The organism is Streptomyces sp. NPDC055103 (assembly GCF_053607625.1).
Map to the genome: position 1 here is coordinate 69936 of NZ_JBSGTX010000017.1, position 23421 is coordinate 93356.

The window sequence follows — 23421 nt, forward strand, 5'->3', positions numbered from 1 at the left end:
CCTGCCCCGGTCCGGGCCCGCCGGACGTGTCGGTCGTGAACGAAACGTACGCAACCGTGACCCCGGTCACAGGCTGATGGATAGTCGCGGAGTCCACCGGGACGTGGACACCCATCAGCGCGAGGAGGACCCCGTGGCCGCACGACGGGACCGTACCCACTATCTCTATCTGGCCGTCATCGGCGCCGTACTGCTCGGCATCGCGGTCGGCTTCCTGGCGCCGGGCGTCGCCGTCGAACTCAAGCCGCTGGGCACCGGCTTCGTCAGTCTGATCAAGATGATGATCTCGCCGATCATCTTCTGCACGATCGTCCTCGGCGTCGGCTCGGTCCGGAAGGCGGCGAAGGTCGGCGCCGTCGGCGGTCTCGCCCTCGGCTACTTCCTTGTGATGTCGACCGTCGCACTCGCGATCGGTCTGCTCGTCGGCAACATCCTGGAACCCGGTTCCGGCCTCCACCTCACCAAGGAGATCGCCGAGGCCGGCGCCAAGCAGGCGGAGGGCGCGAGCGAGTCCACGCCGGACTTCCTCCTCGGGATCATCCCCACCACCCTCGTCTCCGCCTTCACCGAGGGCGAGGTCCTCCAGACGCTTCTCGTCGCGCTGCTCACGGGCTTCGCGCTCCAGGCGATGGGCTCCACCGGGGAGCCGGTGCTCCGCGGGATCGGCCACATCCAGCGGCTCGTCTTCCGCGTCCTCGCGATGATCATGTGGGTGGCCCCGGTCGGCGCGTTCGGCGCGATCGCCGCCGTCGTCGGCGCGACCGGCGTCGACGCCCTGAAGTCCCTCGCCGTCATCATGATCGGCTTCTATCTGACCTGCGGGCTCTTCGTCTTCGTCGTGCTCGGCGCGATCCTGCGCCTGGTCGCCGGGATCAACATCTGGAGCCTGCTGAAGTACCTGGGCCGCGAGTTCCTGCTGATCCTCTCCACCTCCTCGTCGGAGTCCGCACTGCCGCGGCTCATCGCGAAGATGGAGCACCTGGGCGTCAGCAAGCCGGTCGTCGGCATCACCGTCCCGACCGGCTACTCCTTCAACCTCGACGGCACCGCGATCTACCTCACGATGGCCTCGCTGTTCGTCGCCGAGGCGATGGGCGACCCGCTCTCGCTCGGCGAGCAGATCTCCCTCCTGGTCTTCATGATCATCGCCTCGAAGGGCGCGGCCGGCGTCACCGGTGCGGGCCTCGCGACCCTCGCGGGCGGCCTCCAGTCCCACCGGCCCGAGCTGGTCGACGGCGTGGGCCTGATCGTCGGCATCGACCGCTTCATGAGCGAGGCCCGCGCCCTCACCAACTTCGCGGGCAACGCCGTCGCCACCGTCCTCGTCGGCACCTGGACGAAGGAGATCGACAAGGCGAGGGTCGCGGAGGTCCTCGCCGGGAACATCCCCTTCGACGAGAAGACCCTCGTCGACGACCACGCCCCCGCCGCGGTCCCGGACCAGCGGGCCGGGGACGGCGAGGAGAAGGCGCGCGCGGGCGTCTGACGAGCCCCGGGTCCCGGGCCTTGAGCCGGATCCGGGCCCCGGGGGAGGGGCGATCCCGGCCGCGACCGCGACCGGGACCGTCCCTCTCGCCGAGCGGGAGACGCCGGCTCCGCCCAGGGGCCGGTCTCCTCGGTCACCGCCCGTCCAGCAGGGACAGCTCCTCCGGCGACAGCGGGAGTCCGGCCGCCGCCGCCGAGTCCCGTACCGTCTCCGGCCGGCTCGCGCCCGGGATCGGCAGCACCGTCTCCGACCGTGTGAGCAGCCACGCGAGCGCCACCCGCTGCGGACTGACCCCCCGCTCCCGCGCCACCCGGTGGAACCCCCCGAACTCCGGGTCCTCCTCCAGGGCGGACGCCCCGTCGAGCGAGCTGCGCGAGATCCCGCCCAGCGGACTCCACGGCAGGAAGGCGAGACCGAGCTCCGCGCAGAGCCGCAGCTCCGCCTCGCTCTCCCGGACCGCCGGCGAGTAGCGGTTCTGTACGGAGACGAGCCGGTCGCCCAGGATCTCGCGGGCCAGCAGGATCCGCTCCGCGTCCACGTTCGAGATCCCGGCCAGCCGGATGGTGCCCGCGTCGAGCAACTCCCGTATCGCGCCCAGTGATTCGGCGTACGGGACGGCCGGGTCCGGCTTGTGCAGCTGGTACAGGCCGATCGGCGTCCCGCCGAGCCGCCGGGCCGAGTCCTCCGCCGCCCGCCGCAGGTGCGCGGGCCGACCGTCCACGGTCCAGCCGCCGTCCGCCGTACGGCCGCGCCCGCCCTTCGTCGCGACGAGGACACCGTCCGTTCCGCCCCCGTACGAGGCCAGGGCCCGCGCCACGAGCAGCTCGCCCTCGCCCGGCGCGCCGCCCGGCGGGTGGTAGGAGTCGGCGGTGTCGAGGAGCGTCACCCCCGCGTCCAGGGCCGCGTGCACGGTGGCCACGGCCCGGGCCTCGTCGGGGCGCCCCTCGATGGAGAGCGGCATCGTGCCGAAGCCGACCGCCCCGACCCGTACGTCCCCCAGCGTTCTCGTACGCATCAGCGCACCGCCCCGGCGCCCGGCGCCCCGAGGTCCCGTGCGCCGACGGTCTCGGAAACCGCGCGCGAAAGCCACTCGTCCGACCGGCTGAAGGAATAACCGAGCGCGGTCGCACGGGAGTTGTCCATCCCGTACGAGCGGGCGAAGGAGAACGGCGAGACCTCGCCGACCTCCACCTCCCGGAAGACCGTCCGGCCGCCCACCTGCTTCTCGATCTCCGCGCAGATGTCGGCCGTCGTGAGCGGGCCGTGGGAATGGGCGTTGACCGGCCCGGTGAATTCCGCCTCGACCGTCCAGGCGAGGAATGCCGCGATCTCCTCCACGTACACGTAGGTCGCCGGACGGTTCACCACGGGAACGGCGATCGGCTCCCCGGCCCGGATGCGCCGCGCGTAGTGGTCGACCCTGCCCGTGAAGTCGTCGTCACCGCCGAGCACATGGGCGACCCGCACCGAGGTCCAGGCGAACGGCGACCCCGCCGCGAACACCGCCTCCGCCTGCCGCTTCCCCTCCCCGTAGTGCTCCTCGCGGAACTCCGGATCCTCCCAGGCCAGGCCCGTGTCGACGGTGACCGAGGCCAGGTCGAGGGCGGACTCGGCGACCGGCACCGCCGAGTCCTCGTATCCGTACACCTCCACCGTCGACGTCATCACGTACCGCCGCGTCCGCGTCCCGAACACCCGCAGGGCGATCTCCGCCTGGCGCGGGGTGTAGCAGACCTGGTCCACGACGACATCGAAGGACCGGCCCGCCAGAACGGATTCCAGGGCCGCCTCGTCGTCGCGGTCCGCCACGAGGTGCTCGATTCCCCCGGGGGCGCCGGAAGAACCCCGGTTGAGCACGGTGATCCGGTGTCCGGATTTCCTCAGCAGAGCGATGAGCCGCTTTCCGAAATAGCGATTCCCGCCGATGACCAGAATGTCCATCATTCCCAACTCCCTTTGCTCGCAGGACAAGTGTTACGTTGTGCGTTCGTCACCTGAAGGGGGATTCATGGGATTTCCGGCCGCCGTACCGAAGGAACCTCGGCCTTCGCGCCCCGCCGCCGACGATTCCTCGGCAGCCGCTTTCGACCCCATCGACCGGCAGATCCTGGACCTCCTGCAGACCGACGGCCGGATCAAGCTCAGCGAGCTCGGCCGCCGCGTCCGGCTCAGCCCCGCGGCCGTCACCGAGCGGGTCCGCCGCCTGGAGGCGAGCGGGGCGGTCACCGGCTACGGCGCCCATGTCTCCCCGGCCCGGCTCGGCTACGGCATCCAGGCCTTCATCCGGGTGAATCCGCACGGCGGCTACACCCTGAAGCACCCGCGGACCCTGGAGCTGACCGCGCGCCCCGAGGTCCTGGAGGTCCACCACGTGGTGGGCGAGGACTGCTGGATCCTCAAGGTCGCCGTCACCGACACCGTCCACCTGGAAGACGTCCTGGAGCAGACCTCGGCGCTCGGCCGGACCACGACCTCGGTCGTGCTGTCGTCACCGGTGGAGCGGAAGCCGCTGCTGCCGCCCGGCGCACCCCGCCCTTGACAGCCCCGCCGCCGCGCGGATGGGATGGGGGAACTCGCGTCGCGTGTCGGTCCGCGCTGGAAAGCGGAGACATGGAGGCAAGAGGACAGTAGGGACGGCTTTGCCTCTCCACTCCACCGCACGGACCATCGACGAACCTCCCCTCCGCTCCCTGCTTGCCTTGACGTCGGCGTCAAGGATTACGTTCGGGGACATGCGCATCGGAGAACTGGCCGAACGGGCGGGAACCACCACGCGGACTCTGCGGTACTACGAGTCCCGTGGCCTCCTGACCGCACGGCGCACGGAGCAGGGGTACCGCCGCACGTACGACGAGGACGACCTGCGCCTCCTCCAGCAGATCAGGACCCTGCAGGACTTCGGGTTCGAACTGGAGGAGACACGGCCGTTCGTCGACTGCCTGCGCGAAGGGCACCCGACGGGTGACGCCTGCCCCGCGTCGATCGCCGTCTACCGGCGGAAGGTCGCCGAACTGGACGGCCTGATCGACCAGCTCCAGGCGGTACGCGCCCAGGTGGGCGCCCAGCTGCTGAGGGCCGAGGCGGAGCTCCCGCACGGCCCGGAACCCCGGTGCGAGCTCGGCACGGAGTGGGACGCGGACACGGACGCGGCCCCGGAGACGGAGGGGTGACGGAGATGACGACGTACACGGAGGGCGTGGCCGAGGTCACGGACGCGGACTTCGGCACGGAGGTGCTGGAGGCCGAGCTGCCGGTCCTGGTGAAGTTCACGGCGGTGTGGTGCGGGCCGTGCCGGCAGCTGAAGCCGGTGCTCGCCGCGCTCGCCACGGAGGAGGCGGCGCGGCTGCGGATCGTCGAGATCGACGTCGACCGGAACCCGGAGACCACGGTGAAGTACGGGGTCCTGGCGACCCCGACGCTCATGGTCTTCCACGCGGGCGAGCCGGTGAAGTCGCTGGTCGGGGCCCGCCCGAAGCGCCGCCTCCTGCAGGAACTCGAGGACGTCCTGGCTCCGTAGGGCCTGTCCGGCGGCCCCGGGACCGGATACAGAAATACCCCGACTGGAATTGACAGTCGGGGTATTGCGTCACGTATATTAATGGATTCCATGTCCGGAATAGCAATGGACGCGGAGAAGTTCAATAAACGCACTGTATCGCGCCGGGAGTCGAATTGTCAACCGAGGAATTTCGGAATGAGCAGCAATTCATCACCGATCTGTACGCACGACTCGACGACCTGAGGGACCGGGCCGAGGCCGCCGTCGCCCAGGCCCTGCGCACCCCCGGGGTGGGCAGCAACCAGGGCCGCCTCGAACGGGACGTCACCGTCGCCGAACAGTCCGGGCTGCTCGCCGCCTTCGACGCGGGGGAGAGCGGGCTGTGCTTCGGCCGGCTCGTCTTCCGTGACGGCCGTGACCACCACATCGGGCGGCTCGGCATCCGCAGGGACGACCCGCACCGCACACCCCTCGTCGTCGACTGGCGCGCCGAGATCGCCAGGCCCTTCTACCTCGCCACCGGCTACGAACCCATGGGCCTCTCCCGCCGCCGGCACATCAGCACCCGGGGCCGCGAGGTCACCGCCCTCCACGACGAGGTCCTCGACCTCGCCGACGCCACCCGCACCGGCCACGAGAGCCGCGACGCCGACGAGGTGCTGCTCGCCGCGCTCGACGCCGCCCGCACCGGCCGCATGCACGACATCGTGCAGACCATCCAGGCCGAGCAGGACGGCATCATCCGCTCCCCGCACCAGGGCGTCCTCGTCGTCGAGGGCGGCCCCGGCACCGGCAAGACCGCCGTCGCGCTGCACCGCGCCGCGTACCTCCTCTACGCCCACCGCGAGCAGCTCGCCAAGCGCGCCGTCCTCATCGTCGGCCCCAATCCCGCCTTCCTCGGCTACATCGGGAACGTCCTGCCCTCCCTCGGTGAGACCGGCGTCCTGCTCGCCACCCCCGCCGAACTCTTCCCCGGCGTCCGCGCCACCGGCACCGACACCCCCCGCGCCGCCGCCGTCAAGGGCTCCGCCGCCATGGCCGACGCGCTCGCCGCGGCCGTACGCGACCGCCAGCAGGTCCCCGAGCGCGGCGCGCCCCTCGTCGTCCCGCACGAGGACGGGGACCTGGTCATCGACTGGGACATGGCCCTGGAGGCCCGGCACAAGGCCCGCGAGACCGTCCTCCCGCACAACCTCGCCCGCCCCTACTTCGTCTTCCGCATCCTGGACTCGCTCGCCGAACAGCTCGCCGACCGCATCGGCGCCGACCCGTACGGCGGCCCCAACTTCCTCGGCCCCGACGACCGCGCGCTCCTCGCCAAGGGCATCGCCGCCAACCCCGACGTGCACGCCGCCGTCGACACCCTCTGGCCGGCCCTCACCCCCCAGGAGTTCCTGGCCGACTACCTCACCGAGCCCACCCACCTCGACGACGAGGACGCCGCGGCGATCCGGCGCGACAGCGGCGAGTGGACCCCCGCCGACGTGCCGCTCCTCGACGAGGCCGCCGAGCTCCTCGGCGAGGACGACTCGGCCGCCCGCGCCGCCCAGGAGGCCGAGCGGCAGCGCCAGATCCAGTACGCGCAGGGCGTCCTCGACGTCTCGTACGCCTCACGCACCTACGAGTTCGAGGACAAGGAGGAGCTCGACGAGGACGCCTCCGAGGTCCTCTCCGCGCACGACATCATCGACGCCGAACGGTTCGCCGAGCGCCAGGAGGAGGCCGACTACCGGACCGCCGCCGAACGGGCCGCCGCCGACCGCACCTGGGCCTTCGGCCACATCATCGTGGACGAGGCCCAGGAGCTCTCCGCGATGGCCTGGCGGCTCCTCATGCGCCGCAGCCCGACCCGCTCCATGACCCTGGTCGGCGACCCCGCCCAGACCGGCGACCCGGCCGGCGTCGGCGCCTGGGAGCGGATCCTCTCGCCGTACGTGCAGGACCGCTGGGAGCACGTCCGCCTCGGGGTCAACTACCGCACCCCCGCCGAGATCATGGAGGTCGCCGCCGAGGTCCGGCGCGCCGCCGACCCGGACTTCGAACCGCCCAGCTCCGTCCGCTCCACCGGCGTCGCACCCTGGGACCGTACGGCCGACGACCCGGTGAAGGAGGCCGCCGACGCGGTCGCCGCCGAGCTGCGCGCCGAGGGCCGGCTCGCCGTGATCGCACCGGAGCGCCTGCTGCCCGGCCTGGTCGCGGCCCTGCCGGACGCCGCCCACGGAGCGGCGCCCGACCTCACCCGGCCGGTGGTCCTGCTCGACCCCCGGCAGGCGAAGGGCCTGGAGTTCGACACCGTCCTGGTCGTCGACCCGGACGGCATCGTGGCCGGCGCCCCGCACGGGATCAACGACCTGTACGTGGCGCTGACCCGGGCGACGCAGCGGCTGGGCGTGATCAGGCCGGCCTGAGCCAGACCGTGGCCAGCGGCGGCAGCGTCATCCGCACGCTCGCCGAACGGCCGTGCCACGGCACCGACTCGGTCTTCACCGGGTCGGTGCCCACCACGTCCCCGCCGCCGTACCGGGCGGCGTCCGTGTTCAGGACCTCCGCCCAGGCGGCGAAGGTGTCCGGCACCCCGAGCCGGTAGTCGTGCCGCACGACCGGCGAGAAGTTGCAGACGGCGAGCAGCGGCGAGCCGAAGCCGTCGAAGCGCAGGAACGCGAAGACGTTGTCCTCGGCGGCGTCCCCGACGATCCACTGGAAGCCGTCCGGGGCGGTGTCCCGCTCCCAGAGCGACGGGTTCGCGGCGTACACCGTGTTCAGGTCCCGCACCAGGTCCCGTACGCCCCGGTGGTCGGGCTCCGCGCCGTACGCCGGGTCGAGCAGCCACCAGTCGGGCCCGTGCTCCGCCGACCACTCCCCGCCTTGCGCGAACTCCTGCCCCATGAAGAGGAGTTGCTTGCCGGGATGGGCCCACATGAAGCCCAGGTAGGCCCGGTGGTCGGCCCGCTGCTGCCACCAGTCGCCCGGCATCTTCGACACCAGCGACCGCTTGCCGTGCACGACCTCGTCGTGCGAGATCGGCAGGATGTAGTTCTCGCTGTACGCGTACACCATCGAGAAGGTCATCTCGTGGTGGTGGTACTTCCGGTGCACCGGCTCCTTCGCCACGTAGCCCAGCGAGTCGTGCATCCAGCCCATGTTCCACTTCATGCCGAAGCCCAGACCGCCGAAGCCGCCGGGGCCCACCTGGTCCGTCGCCCGCGTCACGCCGTCCCAGGCCGTGGACTCCTCGGCGAAGGTGACGATCCCCGGGCAGCGGCGGTAGACGGTCGCGTTCATCTCCTGGAGGAAGGCCACCGCGTCCAGGTTCTCCCGCCCGCCGAACTCGTTCGGCAGCCACTCGCCGTGCTCGCGCGAGTAGTCCAGGTAGAGCATCGAGGCCACCGCGTCCACACGGAGCCCGTCGAGGTGGAACTCCTGGCACCAGTACACCGCGTTGGCGACGAGGAAGTTCCGCACCTCCTTGCGCCCGTAGTCGAACTCCAGCGTCCCCCAGTCGGGATGGTGCGAGCGGCGCGGGTCCTCGTGCTCGTACAACGGACGCCCGTCGAACTCGGCGAGCGCCCAGTCGTCCTTCGGGAAGTGCGCCGGGACCCAGTCCATCAGGACCCCGATCCCCGCCCGGTGCAGGGCGTCGACCAGGTGCTTGAAGTCGTCGGGCGTGCCCATCCGGGCCGTCGGCGCGTAGAAGCCGGTGACCTGGTAGCCCCAGGAGCCGCTGAACGGGTGCTCGGCGACCGCCATGAACTCCACGTGCGTGAAGCCGAGATCGCGGACGTACTCCGGCAGCTGCTCGGCGAGCTCGCGGTACGTCAGCCCCGGCCGCCAGGACGGCAGGTGCAGCTCGTAGACCGAGAGCGGGGACTCGTGGTGCGGGCGGGCGCCGCGCCGGTCCATCCACGCGGCGTCGTCCCACGCGTAGTGCGAGGCGGTGACGATCGACGCGGTGTTCGGCGGGCACTCCGTACGGCGGGCCATCGGGTCGGCCCGCACGGTGTGCGAACCGTCCGGCCGGGTGATGTCGTACTTGTAGACGGCCCCCTCGCCGACGCCCGGCACGAACAGCTCCCACACGCCCGTCGAACCCAGCGAGCGCATCGGCAGCGCCGTGCCGTCCCAGTGCGTGAAGTCACCGGTGACGCGGACACCGCGGGCGTTCGGCGCCCACACGGCGAAACGGGTCCCGGCCACACCCTCGTGGACCAGGGTGTGCGAGCCGAGCGCCGTCCACAGCTCCTCGTGCCGCCCCTCGCCGATCAGATGGAGATCCAGCTCCCCGAGGGCGGGAAGGAAGCGGTACGGGTCGACGACGGCGAGCTCGTCGCCCCCCTCGTCGCCGTACCGCACCCGCAGCTCGTACGCGGGCACCTTGCGCAGGAGCGGCAGCAGCCCGGAGAAGAGCCCGTCGCCGTCGTCGTGAAGGGTGACGCGCCGCCCCTTCGTCAGGACGGCGACCTCCTTCGCCCACGGTCGCAGCACGCGCACCACGACCCCGCCGCGCACCGGATGGGCGCCGAGCACGCCGTGCGGGTCGTGATGCTCGCCCGCCAGCAACCGGGCGCGATCACCCGGGTCGAGCGGTGGCGCCTTCCGCACGGCGGTCCGGTCCGGTGCGGGCGTCTTCCTTGCGCGGGACGTCTTGCCTGCGGATCGGGCGGTCACGGGGGTGCCTCCTGAGGGGCGAGGGGTACAGGGGTACGGGGTAGGAAACGGCACCGCGCGGGCGCGGGACACTCGGCCGAACGGGGCGCGTGGGAGTCGGCGCAGGCGGGAGCGGTGCGAACCCGCCTGCCGGCTGGGCCGAACGGGGGCGAGGCCCGCGGCGTCCCGCCCCGCGGGACGATCGCCCACACGGGCGGGACGGCGCGGGAGCTCACGTGGACGTGGCCAGGCGTTCGATCGCGGACATCGGGACCGGGAGCCAGTCCGGTCGGTGGCGGGCCTCGTAGACGACCTCGTAGACCGCCTTGTCGGTCTCGTAGGCGCGGAGAAGGGCGGGATCGGCGCGCGGGTCGGCGCCCGCGGCCTCGGCGTAGCCCGTGCAGTACGCGGCCCGGCAGCGCGCCGCCCAGTCCGCGTTCCACGGGCGGTGCGTGCGGGCGGCGTAGTCGAAGGAGCGGAGCATGCCGGCGACGTCGCGGACGGTGGGCTGCGGACTGCGCCGCTCGTCCAGCGACTTCGCCGGTTCCCCCTCGAAGTCGATGACGGCCCAGCCGCCGTCGGACCCCCGCAGGGTCTGCCCCAGGTGCAGATCGCCGTGGATGCGCTGGAGCGCCCCCGCGCCGGGCGCCTCGCCGGCCGCCGCGAAGACGGCCCGCAGCCCCGGCACGTACGGCAGGAGCGCCGGCACCGCCTGCGCCGCCGCGTGCAGCCGCCGGTCCATCGCGGCGGCGAGGTGCTCGGTCTCGGACCGCCGCAGCCGCCGGGTCGGCAGCGCGTCGGCGAGGGCGAGGTGGACCTCGGCCGTGGCCCGGCCGAGCGCCCGCGCCTCGGCGCCGAACTCCCGCCCGTCGGCCAGCGCGTCGAGCGCGAGCCGCCAGCCGTCCCGGGAGTCCCGGAGGTACGGCTGGAGGACGCCGAGGGTCGAGGCCCCGGACTCGAACCAGGCGACCGGCGCCGGGACCCGGGCACAGCCCGCCCGGCTCAGGGCCAGGGGGAGTTCCAGGTCGGGGTTGGCGCCGGGGCTGACCCGTCGGAAGATCTTCAGGATGTACGAATCGCCATACACGAGCGAGGAGTTGGACTGCTCCGCGTCCAGCACGCGGGGGGCCGGGGCGGGCGGGAGCGCCGTCGTGGCGTGGAAGCGCAGGGGGCCGGTCCGGCCCGGGGTGCGCAGTCGCTCGTAGAGGAGTCCCGCGAGCCGCGGGTCGCGCAGCCCTTCGTAGACCGCGCGTCCGGCGAGCGGGCCCTGCCGGATCCGCCCGATCAGGGCGGGGGCGAGGCGCGGCGGGAGCTGGGTCCTTACGCCCAGGAGCAGTTGGTAGCAGTCGGCGGGCGTTCCGGCCGGGCGGCCCGGCTGTTCGACCCGTACGAGCAGATGGAGGAGACCGGGTCCCGTGCCGTCCAGGGGCAGCAGCTCGGTGGCCGCCTCCAGCGTGAATCCGGTGACCCGGCGGCCCTTGCCCGCGAACCAGCGCTGCCGTGGCAGCCATTCGTGGAGCAGGGGGGCGAGGGCCGGAAGGAGGGCGTCCGGGGCCCGGGTGGTGGATGCGGTCTCCGGCATGGCATCGCGTCCTTTCCCCGGGGCGCGCAGTTGGGCGTCGTATGTGTTCAAATGCGCAGAGTGTCCCGGATGACGGCTTGAACTGTCCGGAAGTGCGGGACGTGTCGGAAGGGGAAGATCCGTATGGGTCCGGCAAGAAGGCCCGTATGGACCTGAATCGTGTGTGGGACACAGTGCCCAGAGGGGGACGGGGGAAACCGTCCCACCCCGGACGAATCCGAACTGACCGTCGGTCAGCCCTTCTTGAGACGGAACCAGTAGAAGCCGTGTCCCGCAAGGGTCAGGAGGTAGGGCAACTCCCCGATGGCCGGGAACGTCACCCCGCCGATCAGCTCCACCGGGTGCGTGCCGGCGAAGCGCCGCAGGTCCAGCTCCGTCGGCTGCGCGAACCGCGAGAAGTTGTTCACGCAGAGGACGAGGTCGTCGCCATCCTCACGGAGGAAGGCCAGCACCGCCGGGTTGGACGCCGGGAGTTCCGTGTACGTCCCCGTGCCGAAGGCCCGGTTCTGCTTACGGATCTCGATCATCCGCTTCGTCCAGTGCAGGAGCGAGGACGGTGAGGCCATCCCGGCCTCGACGTTCGTCACCTGGTAGCCGTGGACCGGGTCCATGATGGCCGGCAGATAGAGCCGCCCCGGATCGCAGGACGAGAAGCCGGCGTTCCGGTCGGGCGTCCACTGCATCGGGGTGCGGACCCCGTCCCGGTCGCCCAGCCAGATGTTGTCGCCCATGCCGATCTCGTCGCCGTAGTACAGCACCGGCGAACCGGGCAGCGAGAAGAGCAGCGCGGTGAACAGCTCCATCTGCTTGCGGTCGTTGTCGAGGAGCGGGGCCAGGCGGCGCCGGATGCCGATGTTGGCCCGCATCCGCGGGTCCTTGGCGTACTCGGCGTACATGTAGTCGCGCTCTTCGTCCGTGACCATCTCGAGGGTGAGCTCGTCGTGGTTGCGCAGGAAGATGCCCCACTGGCAGCCGGAGGGGATCTCCGGGGTCTTCGCCAGGATCTCGGAGACCGGGTAGCGCGACTCGCGCCGCACGGCCATGAAGATGCGCGGCATGACCGGGAAGTGGAAGGCCATGTGGCACTCGTCGCCGCCCGAGCGGAAGTCGCCGAAGTAGTCGACGACGTCCTCCGGCCACTGGTTCGCCTCGGCGAGCAGCACCGTGTCCGGGTAGTGGTCGTCGATCTCCTTGCGGACCCGCTTGAGGAAGCCGTGGGTCGCCGGGAGGTTCTCGCAGTTGGTGCCCTCCTGCTGGTACAGGTACGGCACCGCGTCGAGCCGGAACCCGTCGATCCCCAGGTCGAGCCAGAACTTCAGCGCGGAGAGGATCTCCTCCTGCACCGCCGGGTTCTCGTAGTTGAGGTCCGGCTGATGCGAGAAGAACCGGTGCCAGTAGTACTGCTTGCGGACCGGGTCGAAGGTCCAGTTGGAGGACTCGGTGTCGACGAAGATGATCCGGGCGTCCGTGTACTGCTTGTCGTCGTCGGCCCAGACGTAGTAGTCGCCGTACGGCCCCTCGGGGTCGCGCCGGGACTCCTGGAACCACTCGTGCTGGTCGCTCGTGTGGTTCATGACGAAGTCGATGACCACGCGCATCCCGCGCTGGTGGGCCGAGTCGACGAACTCGACGAAGTCGGCCAGGTCGCCGAACTCGGGGAGTACGGAGGTGTAGTCCGCGACGTCGTATCCGCCGTCCCGCAAGGGGGACTTGAAGAAGGGCGGAAGCCAGAGGCAGTCCACGCCCAGCCACTGGAGGTAGTCCAGCTTGGCCGTGATGCCCTTCAGGTCGCCGACGCCGTCGCCGTTGCTGTCCTGGAAGGAGCGGACGAGGACCTCGTAGAAGACGGCCCGCTTGAACCAGTCGGGATCACGGTCCTTGGCGGGGGTGTCCTCGAAGGTGTCGGGGACGGGCTCGTTGACAGTCATGATGTGGGTGACCCTCCGGTCTGCGGGGACGGTCGCAGGACGAGGACGTGCGCGGGTGTGACACCCGGCTCTAGGCGCACGTAGCTGGCCCTGCCCCAGTGATAGGTCTCGCCGGTGAGCTCGTCGCGCACCGGCACGGTCTCGTGCCAGTCGAGGCCGAGTACCGGCATGTCCAACGAGACCGTCGCCTCCTGGGTGTGGTGCGGGTCGAGGTTGACGACCACCAGAACGGTGTTCGAACCCGAACGCTTGCTGTACGCGATCACCTGCGGGTTGTCGGTCTCGTGGAAGGTGATGTTCCGCAGCCGGCGGAGCGCCGGGTGGCGGCGCCTGGCCCGGTTCAGGGCGGTGATCAGGGGCGTGATCGTCCTCCCCGCCCGCTCCGCCGACTCCCAGTCCCTCGGCCTCAGTTCGTACTTCTCCGAGTCCAGGTACTCCTCGCTGCCGTCCCGCAGCGGGGTGTTCTCGCACAGCTCGTACCCGGCGTACATGCCCCACGAAGGGGACAGCGTCGCCGCGAGCACCGCCCGCGCCTCGAACGCCGGCCGGCCGCCCTTCTGGAGGTACGCGTGCAGGATGTCGGGGGTGTTCACGAAGAAGTTCGGCCGCATCTGCGCGGCCGTCTCCCCGGACAGCTCGGTGAGGTACTCCGTCAGCTCCTCCTTGGTGTTGCGCCAGGTGAAGTACGTGTACGACTGCTGGAAACCGATCGCGCCGAGCGTCCGCATCATCGCGGGCCGCGTGAACGCCTCCGCCAGGAAGATCACGTCCGGGTCGGCCCGGTTGATCTCGCCGATCACCCGCTCCCAGAACACCACTGGCTTCGTGTGCGGGTTGTCGACGCGGAAGATCCGCACCCCGTGGTCCATCCAGTGACGGAGGACCCGCACGGTCTCCGCGACGATGCCGTCCATGTCGGCGTCGAACGCGATCGGATAGATGTCCTGGTACTTCTTCGGGGGGTTCTCCGCGTACGCGATCGAACCGTCCGGGCGGTGGTGGAACCACTCCGGGTGCTTCTCCACCCACGGATGGTCCGGCGAGCACTGCAACGCGAAGTCGAGCGCGATCTCCAGACGCAGTTCCCTGGCCCGGGCCACGAACGCGTCGAAGTCCTCGAAGGTGCCGAGGTCCGGGTGGAGCGCGTCGTGCCCGCCCTCCGGGGAGCCGATCGCCCACGGCACGCCCACGTCGTTCGGGGATGCCGAGAGGGAGTTGTTCGGTCCCTTGCGGTGGGTCTCGCCGATCGGGTGCACCGGCGGCAGGTACACCACGTCGAAGCCCATCGCCGCGGCCGCCGGGAGGCGTTCGGCCGCGGTGCGGAAGTTCCCCGGGACCGTGCGGCCCTTCACCTTCCGCACGCCTTCCGAGCGCGGGAAGAACTCGTACCAGGAGCCGAACAGGGCACGTTCCCGCTCCACCTGGAGCGGGAACGCGGGGGAGGAGGAGAGGAGTTCGCGCAGCGGGTACCGGTCGAGGGACTCGACGACGCGCGGGGCGAGCGCCGCCGCGAGCCGGACGGCCGCCGGGCGGGACACGTCCCGGAGGGCGTCCGCGGCGGCGAGCACGGCCTCCCGTCCGCCGCCCTTCTTCGGGACGCCCTTCGCCGCCCGCTCGTGCAGCCCTGCCCCCTCGGCGAGGACCAGCTCGGAGTCGATCCCGGCCGGGATCTTGATCCTCGCCGTGTGGCGCCAGGTGGCCACCGGATCGCTCCACGCCTCGACGGTGTACGTCCACGAGCCCTCGGCGTCCGGGGTGACCTCGGCGCCCCACCGGTCGGTACCGGGGGCCAGTTCGCGCATCGGGGTCCACGGGCCGGGGCGGCCGGACGGTCCGCGCAGCACGACATTGGCGGCGACGGCGTCGTGCCCTTCGCGGAAGACGGTCGCCGTCACCTCGAAGGTCTCTCCTGCCACCGCTTTCGCGGGGCGCCGGCCACAGTCGACCAGCGGGCGTACGTCCAGTACGGGAATGCGTCCCATGAGCGGATTCACAGCATCACCTGACGGGTTACGGGGGTGCGGGTGGTGGTGCGCTCTTTCTAGCTCCGTCGACGGCCGGCGGGTTGCGGGCATGGCCGCTCCTGTCCGCGTTCACTCGGATGGCGGGTCCACAGGGAGTACAGGGTCCGAAGGAAGGTACGGGGTCACGTACGGGGTCACGGGGGACGGATTCGGGGGTGTACCGGAGGAGCCTTCCCACCGTTCTCGGGTGGGCAATCCGGCGCCTTGTTAACTACTCGGGCGTAGGCGCGCGGGCAAGAGCGCGGACGACCTGAACGAGCCCCGCCTCGGTGAGGCGGGGCTCTTCTCCGGAGCGCGGTCAGCGGCTCGCGGGAGCGCGGGTCGCTGCCTCGCTCGGGCGCGGGTCAGCGGCGCGAGGGCGTGTCCGGCTCCTCCGCGTCCGTCGACCAGACCTGCCAGGGCCGGCGCGACACCCACTCCTCCACCGGGGCCGGTTCGAGCGCGAGCACCTCCGCCGACACCCCGTCGTCCCCCGCCATGAGCAGCGGGTCGGCGCCGCTCGCCATGTAGTGGTAGACCCCGGCCACCCCCGCCGCGGCCACCGGACCGAGCAGTGCGCAGAGCCCGTGCTCGAAGTCGACCGGATCCAGCTCCTCGTACCGCACCGACCGGCCCAGGCCCCGGCCGAACGCCGCCGCCAGTTCGCCGCCCGTCAGCGCCGCCGCGCCGCCGATGTCGAAGGTCCGCCCCTCCAGGCCCTACCGGGTCAGCGCCGCGAGCGCCGCCTCCGCCAGGCCCCGGTGCGACAGCCACGCCGTCCGCGCCGACTCCGGCAGCGGATAGGCCAGCACGCCCTCGTCGACGAGCGCGGGGCCGTTCCACGCGAGAAGAGATTGTCGAGGTAGACCGGCGGCCGGATCACCACGAGGGGCACCCCGCTGTCCCGCAGCACCCGCTCGGCGCGGCGCCGCGTCTCGAAGGCCGCGAACTCCGTGGGGCCGTGCAGGACGCGGGTGTTGGCGTTGAAGACCAGCGCGTACGAGCGGGAACGCCGGCCCGCCATGACCGCCCTCCAGCGTGCCAACCGGCGGCTCGGTCCCGAGGTCGTCATCAACCTCGCCCACGAGCGCGCCCCGCACGGCTTCACCGACATCCACGACGTCGTCCCGGCCGAGGAACTCGCCGCCGTGGCCGGGCGGTACGCCGCCACGGCATCCTCCGACCCGGACACGGTCAACCAGGGCTCCCCCTACGAGGTGCGGCTCCCCGCCGTCGGCTGAAAGTCGCCCTTCCGACACGCCACGCGCCCCGACGCACCGTGGCCCCACGCCCCGAGGTGACCTAACGTCGGAGCGGAACGACGGACGCACAGCGTGGTGCGTCCACTCCGCTCCGTACTCGCCTGCGAAGGTGGAACACGTGAAGGCAATCCGTCGATTCACCGTGCGTCCCGTCCTCCCCGACACCCTTCGACCCCTCGCCGACCTCGCGCACAACCTGCGCTGGTCCTGGCACGAGCCCACCCGGGCGCTCTTCGACTCCCTCGCCCCCGAGACGGGCGCCGGCGTCGACCCCGTCCGGATCCTCGGCGCCCTCGAAACCCCCCGGCTCGCCGCGCTCGCCGCCGACGAGGACTTCCTCGCCCGGCTGACCGCCGCCGCCGAGGACCTCGACACCTATCTCCACGCCCCCCGCTGGTACCAGGCGCAGCCGGGCCGGCCGCCCGCCGCCGTCGCGTACTTCTCGCCCGAGTTCGGCGTCGCCGCCGCCCTGCCGCAGTACTCCGGCGGCCTCGGCATCCTCGCCGGGGACCACCTCAAGTCCGCCAGCGACCTCGGTGTACCCCTCGTGGGCGTCGGCCTGCTCTACCGCCACGGCTACTTCCGGCAGTCGCTCGGCCGCGACGGCTGGCAGCAGGAGCAGTACCCCGTCCTCGACCCGGGCGAGCTGCCGGTCACCCTGCTCCGCGAGGCCGACGGCACCCCCGCCCGGATCACCCTCGCCCTGCCCGGCGGGCGCAGCCTGCACGCCCACATCTGGCTCGCCCAGGTCGGCCGCGTCCCCCTGCTCATGCTCGACTCCGACGTCGAGGAGAACGCCCCCGGCGAACGCAGCGTCACCGACCGGCTGTACGGCGGCGGCAGCGAGCACCGGCTCCTCCAGGAGATGCTGCTCGGCATCGGCGGCGTCCGCGCCCTCCGTACGTACACCCGGCTCACCGGTACCCCCGACCCCGAGGTCTTCCACACCAACGAGGGCCACGCCGGCCTCCTCGGCCTCGAACGCATCCGCGAACTCCAGGCGGAGGGACTGGACTTCGACGCCGCCCTGGAGACCGTCAGGTCCGGCACCGTCTTCACCACCCACACCCCCGTCCCCGCCGGCATCGACCGTTTCGAGCGGAGTCTCGTCGCCCGCCACCTCGGCGAGGACGGCGCGCTCCCCGGCGTCGACACCGGCCGCGTCCTCGCCCTCGGCGACGAGACCCCGCTCGGCGGCGAGCCCGGCGTCTTCAACATGGCCGCCATGGGGCTGCGCCTCGCCCAGCGGGCCAACGGCGTCTCCACCCTCCACGGCGCCGTCAGCCGGGCCATGTTCGCCGGGCTCTGGCCGGGCTTCGACGCCGACGAGGTGCCCATCACCTCGATCACCAACGGCGTCCACGCCCCCACCTGGGTCGCCCCCGAGGTCGGCGACCTCGGCCCCGAGGCCGGTGACCGGGAGCTGTGGGAGCTGCGCCGCGTCCTGCGCGAACGGCTCGTGACCGACGTACGGGAACGGCTCCGCGCCTCCTGGCGGCAGCGCGGGGCGGCCGCCGCCGAACTCGGCTGGACCGACTCCGTCCTCGACCCCGACGTCCTCACCATCGGCTTCGCCCGCCGTGTCCCCTCGTACAAGCGGCTCACGCTCATGCTGCGGGACAAGGACCGGCTGCGTGCCCTGCTGCTCCACCCCGAGCGGCCCGTGCAGCTCGTCGTCGCGGGCAAGGCGCACCCCGCCGACGACGGCGGGAAGCGGCTCGTGCAGGAGCTGGTCCGGTTCGCCGACGACCCGCGCGTCCGGCACCGGATCGTCTTCCTGCCCGACTACGGCATGGCGATGGCCCGCGGCCTCTACCCCGGCTGCGACGTCTGGCTCAACAACCCCCTCCGCCCCCTGGAGGCCTGCGGCACCAGCGGCATGAAGGCCGCGCTCAACGGCTGTCTCAACCTCTCCGTCCTCGACGGCTGGTGGGACGAGTGGTTCGAGCCCGACTTCGGCTGGGCCATCCCCACCGCCGACGGCGCCGCCGCCGCCGACGAGGACCGCCGCGACGACCTGGAGGCCGCCGCCCTCTACGAGCTGATCGAGCGGCGGGTCGCCCCCCGATTCTACGACCGGGGCCCCGACGGGGTGCCGACCGGCTGGACGGCGATGGTCCGGCGCACCCTCGCCGACCTCGGCCCGAAGGTGCTCGCCGACCGGATGGTCCGGGAGTACGTCGAGCGGCTCTACGTCCCCGCCGCCGACGCCCGCCGGGAGCTCGTCCCGGACCGGGCGCGGGAGCTCGCGGCCTGGAAGGCCCGGGTCCGGGAGGCCTGGCCCAAGGTGTCCGTCGAGCACGTCGAGGTCGGCGACGGGCTCGCGGACGAACTGACGGACGCGGAGCTCGGCTCGACCCCGGTCGTCCGGGTCCGGGTGACCCTGGGCGAGCTCGGCCCCGACGACGTCGAGGTGCAGGCCGTCACCGGCCGGGTCGACGCCGACGACACCCTCGCGGACACCCGTACCGCCACGCTCAAGCCGGCGGGCGGCCCGGATCTGGAGGGGCGCCTGCCGTACGCGGGCACCCTGGAGCTCGACCGGACCGGCCCCTTCGGCTGCACGGTCCGCGTCCTGCCCGCCCACCCGCTCCTCGCCCACCCGGCGGAACTCGGCCTCGTGGCCCTGCCGGAGGAGACGACGGGAGAGGGCGCGGGCGTCCTGCTGCGGTAGGGCGGCGGTGAGCCGGCGGCACGGCCCCCGCACCGGTCTACGGCACCTCGGCCTTGTCGGCGAGGTGCCCGTCGACGAAGCAGAGCCGGTACTCCGGGACCGCGGCGAACAGCGTGGAGCGGTAGTACCGGCACTCGTCCATGCCGGGCGGCTCCGCCGGCACGCCCTTCGGCGGGCCGTCCAGCGGGTGGTCGGGCAGGTCCTCGGCATCGGTGATGTCGGTGAGGGACTGCCCGGTCCGCATCCGGTCGTAGTCGTCCGGCTCCAGATACGACTGGTGCTGGGTCCACAGGGCGACCCCGGCCATGAGCAGGCCGAGCGCGGCGAGCAGCGCGAGCGGGATCCAGTTGGCCTGCGCGAGGCCCTTGCGGACCTGGCGGCGGGCCAGGTCCAGCTCCCGCGCCGAGGTGGGCGCGGTGGGGGAGGGCGCCGGGGTGACGGCGGGAGCGCGGCGCGGCAGGGTCGCGCGGACCGCGAAGCCCCCTTCGGGCGTGGGCCCGTGGGTCAGGACCCCGCCGGCGAGCCGGACGCGCTCGTCGGGGCCGACGAGCCCCGTGCCGCCCGAGGCGAGCGGCGACCCGGCCGTGCCGGGGACCGCTCACGACGTCCACGGTGACGCGCTCGGCGGCGCCCTCGACCCGCACGGCCACGCTGCCGCCCGGCGCGTGCTTGGCGGCGTTGGTGAGCGCCTCCCGGACGACCCGGTGCAGCGCCCAGCCGGCCATCCCCTCCGGTTCGTGTCCCTTCCCGCAGCCCCGGATCTAAGAGACGCTCACGCATCGGGGACTCCGCCCGCATCGGAGACCCTGCCCACCCCAGGCACCCCACCCACCCCAGGCACCCCACCCACCCCAGGCACCCCACCCACCCCAGGCGCCCCGCCCGTGCCGGGGACCACGCCCGCTTCGTAGGCGAGGACCGCGAGCTGGACGCGGTTGCGGAGTCCCAGGCGGCCCAGGACGGCGCTCACATGCGCCTTGACGGTGCCCTCGACGACGTACAGGCGGTCCGCGATCTCCTGGTTCGAGAGCCCATGCGGCCCAGGGTATGCAGAGGCGTGACGCGGACGCGCGGGAGCCCGGAGGGAACGTTCTCCCTCCGGGCTCCCGTTACGGGACTTCCGCTGCTACCCGCCCGTGGTTACGGGAAGGTCAGCTTGAAGCTGTTGATGTAGCCCGTGTCGATCCCGGCCTTGTCCTGGACGCGGAGCTTCCAGGCGCCGTTGGCGACCTCGGTGGAGGCGTTCACGGTGAAGGTCTGGACGATGTTGTCGGCGCTGCCGCCGGAGCGGTTGCTCAGGCTGTAGACCGAGCCGTCGGGGGCGACGAGGTCGACGACGAGGTCACCGCGGTAGGTGTGGACGATGTCCACGCCGACGGCGAGGTTGCTCGGGGCGTTGCCGGCGATGCCGGTGACGTTGACCGTCGAGGTGACCGCGGCTCCGGGGGAGTCCGGGATGGCGACGTCGGCCGTGTTCTCGAAGACCGTGCCGGTGGGCGGCTCGGTGCCGCCGGGGCGCGTACCCACGTTGATGGCCGCCCAGGCGTGCTCGACGGCCAGGGCCTCGGGGCTGGTCGCGCCGTAGAGCGCCTTGGCGACCTCGACCGTGCCGGTCCGGGCACCCGCGTAGTTCGTGGTCGTACCGAACTTGGTGGTGAGCGCCTTGAACCAGATCAGCGAGGCCTTGTCCCGGCCTATGCCGGTGACGGGCAGGCCGTCCGAGGTCGGGGAGTCGTAGTTGACGCCGTTGACGGTCTTCGCGCCGCTGCCCTCGGAGAGCAGGTAGTACCAGTGGTTCGCCGGGCCCGAGGAGTAGTGGACGTCGATCGAGCCGATGCCCGAGTACCACGCGTCCTTGGACGAGCCGTCCTTGCTCGGCTTGTCCATGTAGCGGAGCGGGGTGCCGTTGCCGCGGATGTCGATCTTCTCGCCGACCAGGTAGTCGCCCGGGTCCTGGGGGTTGTTGGCGTAGAACTCGACGGCCGCCGCGAAGATGTCCGAGGTGGCCTCGTTGAGGCCGCCGGACTCGCCGCTGTACTGGAGGCCGGCCGTGTTGGAGGTGACGCCGTGCGTCATCTCGTGCGCGGCCACGTCGATGGACGTGAGCGGCTTGGTGTTGTTCGCGCCGTCTCCGTACGTCATGCAGAAGCAGGAGTCCGACCAGAAGGCGTTGACGTACGCGTTGCCGTAGTGGACGCGCGAGTACGCGGCGACGCCGTCGCCCCGGATGCCGTTGCGGCCCTGGACGTTCTTGTAGTAGTCCCAGGTGAGCGCCGCGCCGTAGTGCGCGTCGGCGCCCGCGGTCTCCAGGTTCTGCGGGGTGCCGTCGCCCCAGACGTCGTCGGAGCCGGAGAAGAGCGTCCCGGTGCCGGACGTACCGCGGTTGAGGTTGTACGTCTTGTGGTTGCCGCGGGTGGTGTCCGTCAGCGTGTACGAGGGCGCCGTGCCGAGCGTGACCTGGCCGCCGTACTGGGTGTTGCCGGTGCCGGTCTCGATGGCCTGCCACTCGTACAGCTTCGCGCCGGACTTCGCGTCGGTGACGACGTGCAGCTCGTTCGGCGTGCCGTCGTGCTGGAGGCCGCCGACGACGGTCTCGTACGCGAGGACGGGGGCGCCCTGCGCCATCCACACGACCTTGCGCGGGGCGCGGTCGGCGGCGGCCTTGTCGGAGCCCTCGGCGCGCGCGGCGCTCAGGGCCTGCTTCGACGCGGCGGCCGGCGTGACGGTCGCGGTGGTGTCGACGTTCTTCAGCTCCGCGCGGGAGGCCTTGGAGACGCTCTGGGTCGCGCCGGCCTTGGACTCCTCGACGACGAGGTCGCCGCCGAGGACGGGCAGTCCGGCGTAGGTGCGCTCGTAGCGCGTGTGGGTCGTGCCGTCGCGGTCCTGCACGACGTCACGGACGACCAGCTTCTCCTGGGCGCCGAGGCCGAGGGACTTGGCCGTGGCGGCCTTGTCGGCGTCGGCGGCCTTGATGAGCGCGGTGCGCTCGGCGGGGCTGAGGTCGGCCGGGAGCTTGCCGGGGTTCACCGCGGTGCCCTGCTGGGCGGGGGCGGCGCTCCAGGGGGAGTCCGCCGCGGTGGCGGAACCCGTCTGGACGCTCACGGCGAGCATGGCGGCGGCAGCGATCAGAGCGCCGGTCGCGGTGGCACGACGGCTGGGCGTGGATCTCACGCAGACTCCTTTTGCGAGGGGGGTACCGGCGGACTGGGTGGGCCCGTCCGGGCGGAGCAAGGAGAGCTGTGGAGCACGTTCGGTGCTGTGCAGCACGTTCGGGTGAAGCGGCGAACAGTGATACGAAGAACCGGGGAGAGAGTGACAGGGCTGACGGGTACCTGTCATGGGTGTGTCAGGAAGTTGGCCGGAACTCGTCCGCTGCCCGCACGTCCGTGTTCGTTAACCGGACGTTTCGTCGATCATGGACGCGATGCCGTCCAACGTTCGCTGAAGCCCGAATTCGAAGAGCGCGTCCAGGTCCATACCGAAGCCGCCGCCGCTGGTCACCGAGAGCAGCTCGGGGTACGAACCGCCCGCCTGCATCGCGTCGAATCGTGGCTCATTCTGTTCCATCCACTCGCCGTCGGAGATCCCCGTGTCCTGCCGCGCCTGCTCCTCCAGGTCGTCGGCCATCGACAGGCCCTGCACATAGGCGAAGATCAGCAGATGCGCGTGGAGCTTCTCCGTGAGCGTCAGCGGAGTGCCCCGCAGCGACCGCAGCACCCACTCCAGGTACGCCAGCGCGTTCGGCGTCGCCACCGGCCGCGTGAACGAGGCCATCGCGTGCGCCATCCAGCGGTGCCTGCGGTACATCCCGCGCAGCCAGCGCGCGCCCTGCTCAAGGCCCGTCCGCCACTCCCGCGGCGCGGGACCCAACGGCACCTCCCCGCACGCCGCGTCCGTCATCAGATGCACCAGCTCCGCCTTGCCCGGCACATGGCGGTACAGCGCCATCGTCGACACCCCGAGCGCCGTCGCCAGCCGGCGCATCGTCAGCGCGTGCAGCCCCTCGGAATTCGCCAGTTCGAGTGCCGCCTCGACCAGCCGCTCCCGCGACAGGGGCTCCGCGTCCCGTACCGCGCCCGGACCCGCAGGGGTCACGACCACCGTGCCCACCCCCGGCTCGACCCGCACCAGACCCTCCCGGCGCAGCACCCCCAGCGCCTTCGTGGCCGTCGCCATCGCCACGCCCCACTCGCGCGTGACGGCCCGCGTCGACGGCACCCGGTCGCCCGGGGACAGCTCACCCGTCCGGATCCGGCGGCGGAGCTCGGCGGCGATGGCGAGGTAGGGCGGCTCGGTCGTCACGCGGGGAGTGTACTAGTGCGGCGGGACGGTGTACTCCCTGG

Annotated in this window: 18 protein-coding genes and 1 pseudogene; 7 read left to right on the forward strand and 12 right to left on the reverse strand. The window is 72.1% G+C overall.

Going from position 1 to position 23421, the window contains the following annotated elements:
* Nucleotides 1–76: 76 nt before the first annotated feature.
* Nucleotides 77–1486 (forward strand): cation:dicarboxylate symporter family transporter, encoded by a 1410-nt coding sequence (locus ACWFR1_RS13875; protein WP_453550277.1) that lies wholly within the window; start codon nucleotides 77–79, stop codon nucleotides 1484–1486.
* A 133-nt stretch (nucleotides 1487–1619) separates the two neighbouring features.
* Here ACWFR1_RS13875 and ACWFR1_RS13880 read toward each other — a convergent pair whose 3' ends face one another.
* Nucleotides 1620–2501 (reverse strand): aldo/keto reductase, encoded by an 882-nt coding sequence (locus ACWFR1_RS13880; protein WP_453550279.1) that lies wholly within the window; start codon nucleotides 2499–2501, stop codon nucleotides 1620–1622.
* Nucleotides 2501–3427: an NAD-dependent epimerase/dehydratase family protein gene (locus tag ACWFR1_RS13885; protein WP_453550378.1), complete on the reverse strand. Its 927-nt coding sequence runs from the start codon at nucleotides 3425–3427 to the stop codon at nucleotides 2501–2503. Before ACWFR1_RS13885 ends, ACWFR1_RS13880 begins: the two co-directional genes overlap by 1 nt.
* Before the next feature lie 67 nt (nucleotides 3428–3494).
* Between ACWFR1_RS13885 and ACWFR1_RS13890 the strand changes: the two genes are divergently transcribed.
* The 4 genes from ACWFR1_RS13890 to ACWFR1_RS13905 all read left to right on the forward strand — a co-directional run bounded on the left by ACWFR1_RS13890 (nucleotide 3495) and on the right by ACWFR1_RS13905 (nucleotide 7393).
* Nucleotides 3495–4025, forward strand: a complete 531-nt coding sequence (locus ACWFR1_RS13890; protein ID WP_453550282.1) for an Lrp/AsnC family transcriptional regulator — start codon at nucleotides 3495–3497, stop codon at nucleotides 4023–4025.
* A gap of 193 nt (nucleotides 4026–4218) precedes the next feature.
* Nucleotides 4219–4656 (forward strand): MerR family transcriptional regulator, encoded by a 438-nt coding sequence (locus ACWFR1_RS13895; protein WP_453550285.1) that lies wholly within the window; start codon nucleotides 4219–4221, stop codon nucleotides 4654–4656.
* Between the two features lie 5 nt (nucleotides 4657–4661).
* Nucleotides 4662–5003: a thioredoxin family protein gene (locus ACWFR1_RS13900; RefSeq protein WP_453550287.1), complete on the forward strand. Its 342-nt coding sequence runs from the start codon at nucleotides 4662–4664 to the stop codon at nucleotides 5001–5003.
* A 155-nt stretch (nucleotides 5004–5158) separates the two neighbouring features.
* The gene (locus tag ACWFR1_RS13905; RefSeq protein ID WP_453550290.1) at nucleotides 5159–7393 is read left to right on the forward strand and encodes a HelD family protein; all 2235 of its coding nucleotides are present in this window, start codon (nucleotides 5159–5161) and stop codon (nucleotides 7391–7393) included.
* Here ACWFR1_RS13905 and glgB read toward each other — a convergent pair.
* The 6 genes from glgB to ACWFR1_RS13935 all read right to left on the reverse strand — a co-directional run bounded on the left by glgB (nucleotide 7380) and on the right by ACWFR1_RS13935 (nucleotide 16166).
* Nucleotides 7380–9650: a 1,4-alpha-glucan branching enzyme gene (glgB, locus tag ACWFR1_RS13910; protein WP_453550293.1), complete on the reverse strand. Its 2271-nt coding sequence runs from the start codon at nucleotides 9648–9650 to the stop codon at nucleotides 7380–7382. The two genes, ACWFR1_RS13905 and glgB, sit on opposite strands and share 14 nt — an antisense overlap.
* 211 nt (nucleotides 9651–9861) lie before the next feature.
* Nucleotides 9862–11211 (reverse strand): maltokinase N-terminal cap-like domain-containing protein, encoded by a 1350-nt coding sequence (locus ACWFR1_RS13915; RefSeq protein WP_453550295.1) that lies wholly within the window; start codon nucleotides 11209–11211, stop codon nucleotides 9862–9864.
* Nucleotides 11212–11444: 233 nt separating this feature from the next.
* Nucleotides 11445–13139: a maltose alpha-D-glucosyltransferase gene (treS, locus tag ACWFR1_RS13920; RefSeq protein ID WP_453550297.1), complete on the reverse strand. Its 1695-nt coding sequence runs from the start codon at nucleotides 13137–13139 to the stop codon at nucleotides 11445–11447.
* A complete protein-coding gene (locus ACWFR1_RS13925) occupies nucleotides 13136–15121 on the reverse strand; it encodes an alpha-1,4-glucan--maltose-1-phosphate maltosyltransferase (protein ID WP_453550300.1) in 1986 nt (661 codons plus the stop codon). The genes treS and ACWFR1_RS13925 overlap by 4 nt, the downstream gene beginning before the upstream one ends.
* Nucleotides 15122–15507: 386 nt before the next feature.
* Nucleotides 15508–15768 carry a hypothetical protein gene (locus tag ACWFR1_RS13930; RefSeq protein WP_453550302.1) on the reverse strand — a complete coding sequence of 87 codons (261 nt, stop codon included), beginning with the start codon at nucleotides 15766–15768 and terminating at the stop codon, nucleotides 15508–15510.
* Nucleotides 15769–15869: 101 nt separating this feature from the next.
* The gene (locus ACWFR1_RS13935; protein WP_453550304.1) at nucleotides 15870–16166 is read right to left on the reverse strand and encodes a hypothetical protein; all 297 of its coding nucleotides are present in this window, start codon (nucleotides 16164–16166) and stop codon (nucleotides 15870–15872) included.
* Here ACWFR1_RS13935 and ACWFR1_RS13940 point away from each other — a divergent pair.
* Complete coding sequence (locus tag ACWFR1_RS13940) at nucleotides 16165–16383, forward strand: hypothetical protein (protein ID WP_453550307.1); 219 nt, start codon at nucleotides 16165–16167, stop codon at nucleotides 16381–16383. The two genes, ACWFR1_RS13935 and ACWFR1_RS13940, sit on opposite strands and share 2 nt — an antisense overlap.
* A gap of 139 nt (nucleotides 16384–16522) precedes the next feature.
* Complete coding sequence (gene glgP / locus ACWFR1_RS13945; protein ID WP_453550309.1) at nucleotides 16523–19078, forward strand: alpha-glucan family phosphorylase; 2556 nt, start codon at nucleotides 16523–16525, stop codon at nucleotides 19076–19078.
* A 37-nt stretch (nucleotides 19079–19115) separates the two neighbouring features.
* Here glgP and ACWFR1_RS13950 read toward each other — a convergent pair whose 3' ends face one another.
* From ACWFR1_RS13950 to ACWFR1_RS13965, 4 genes and pseudogenes are all read right to left on the reverse strand, one after another.
* Complete coding sequence (locus tag ACWFR1_RS13950) at nucleotides 19116–19385, reverse strand: hypothetical protein (RefSeq protein WP_453550311.1); 270 nt, start codon at nucleotides 19383–19385, stop codon at nucleotides 19116–19118.
* Between the two features lie 585 nt (nucleotides 19386–19970).
* Nucleotides 19971–20111, reverse strand: a pseudogene (locus tag ACWFR1_RS13955) (LuxR C-terminal-related transcriptional regulator); the annotation flags it as partial.
* Between the two features lie 107 nt (nucleotides 20112–20218).
* A complete protein-coding gene (locus ACWFR1_RS13960; RefSeq protein WP_453550313.1) occupies nucleotides 20219–22249 on the reverse strand; it encodes a M4 family metallopeptidase in 2031 nt (676 codons plus the stop codon).
* Between the two features lie 222 nt (nucleotides 22250–22471).
* Complete coding sequence (locus tag ACWFR1_RS13965) at nucleotides 22472–23380, reverse strand: TetR/AcrR family transcriptional regulator C-terminal domain-containing protein (protein WP_453550316.1); 909 nt, start codon at nucleotides 23378–23380, stop codon at nucleotides 22472–22474.
* Nucleotides 23381–23421: the final 41 nt, after the last annotated feature.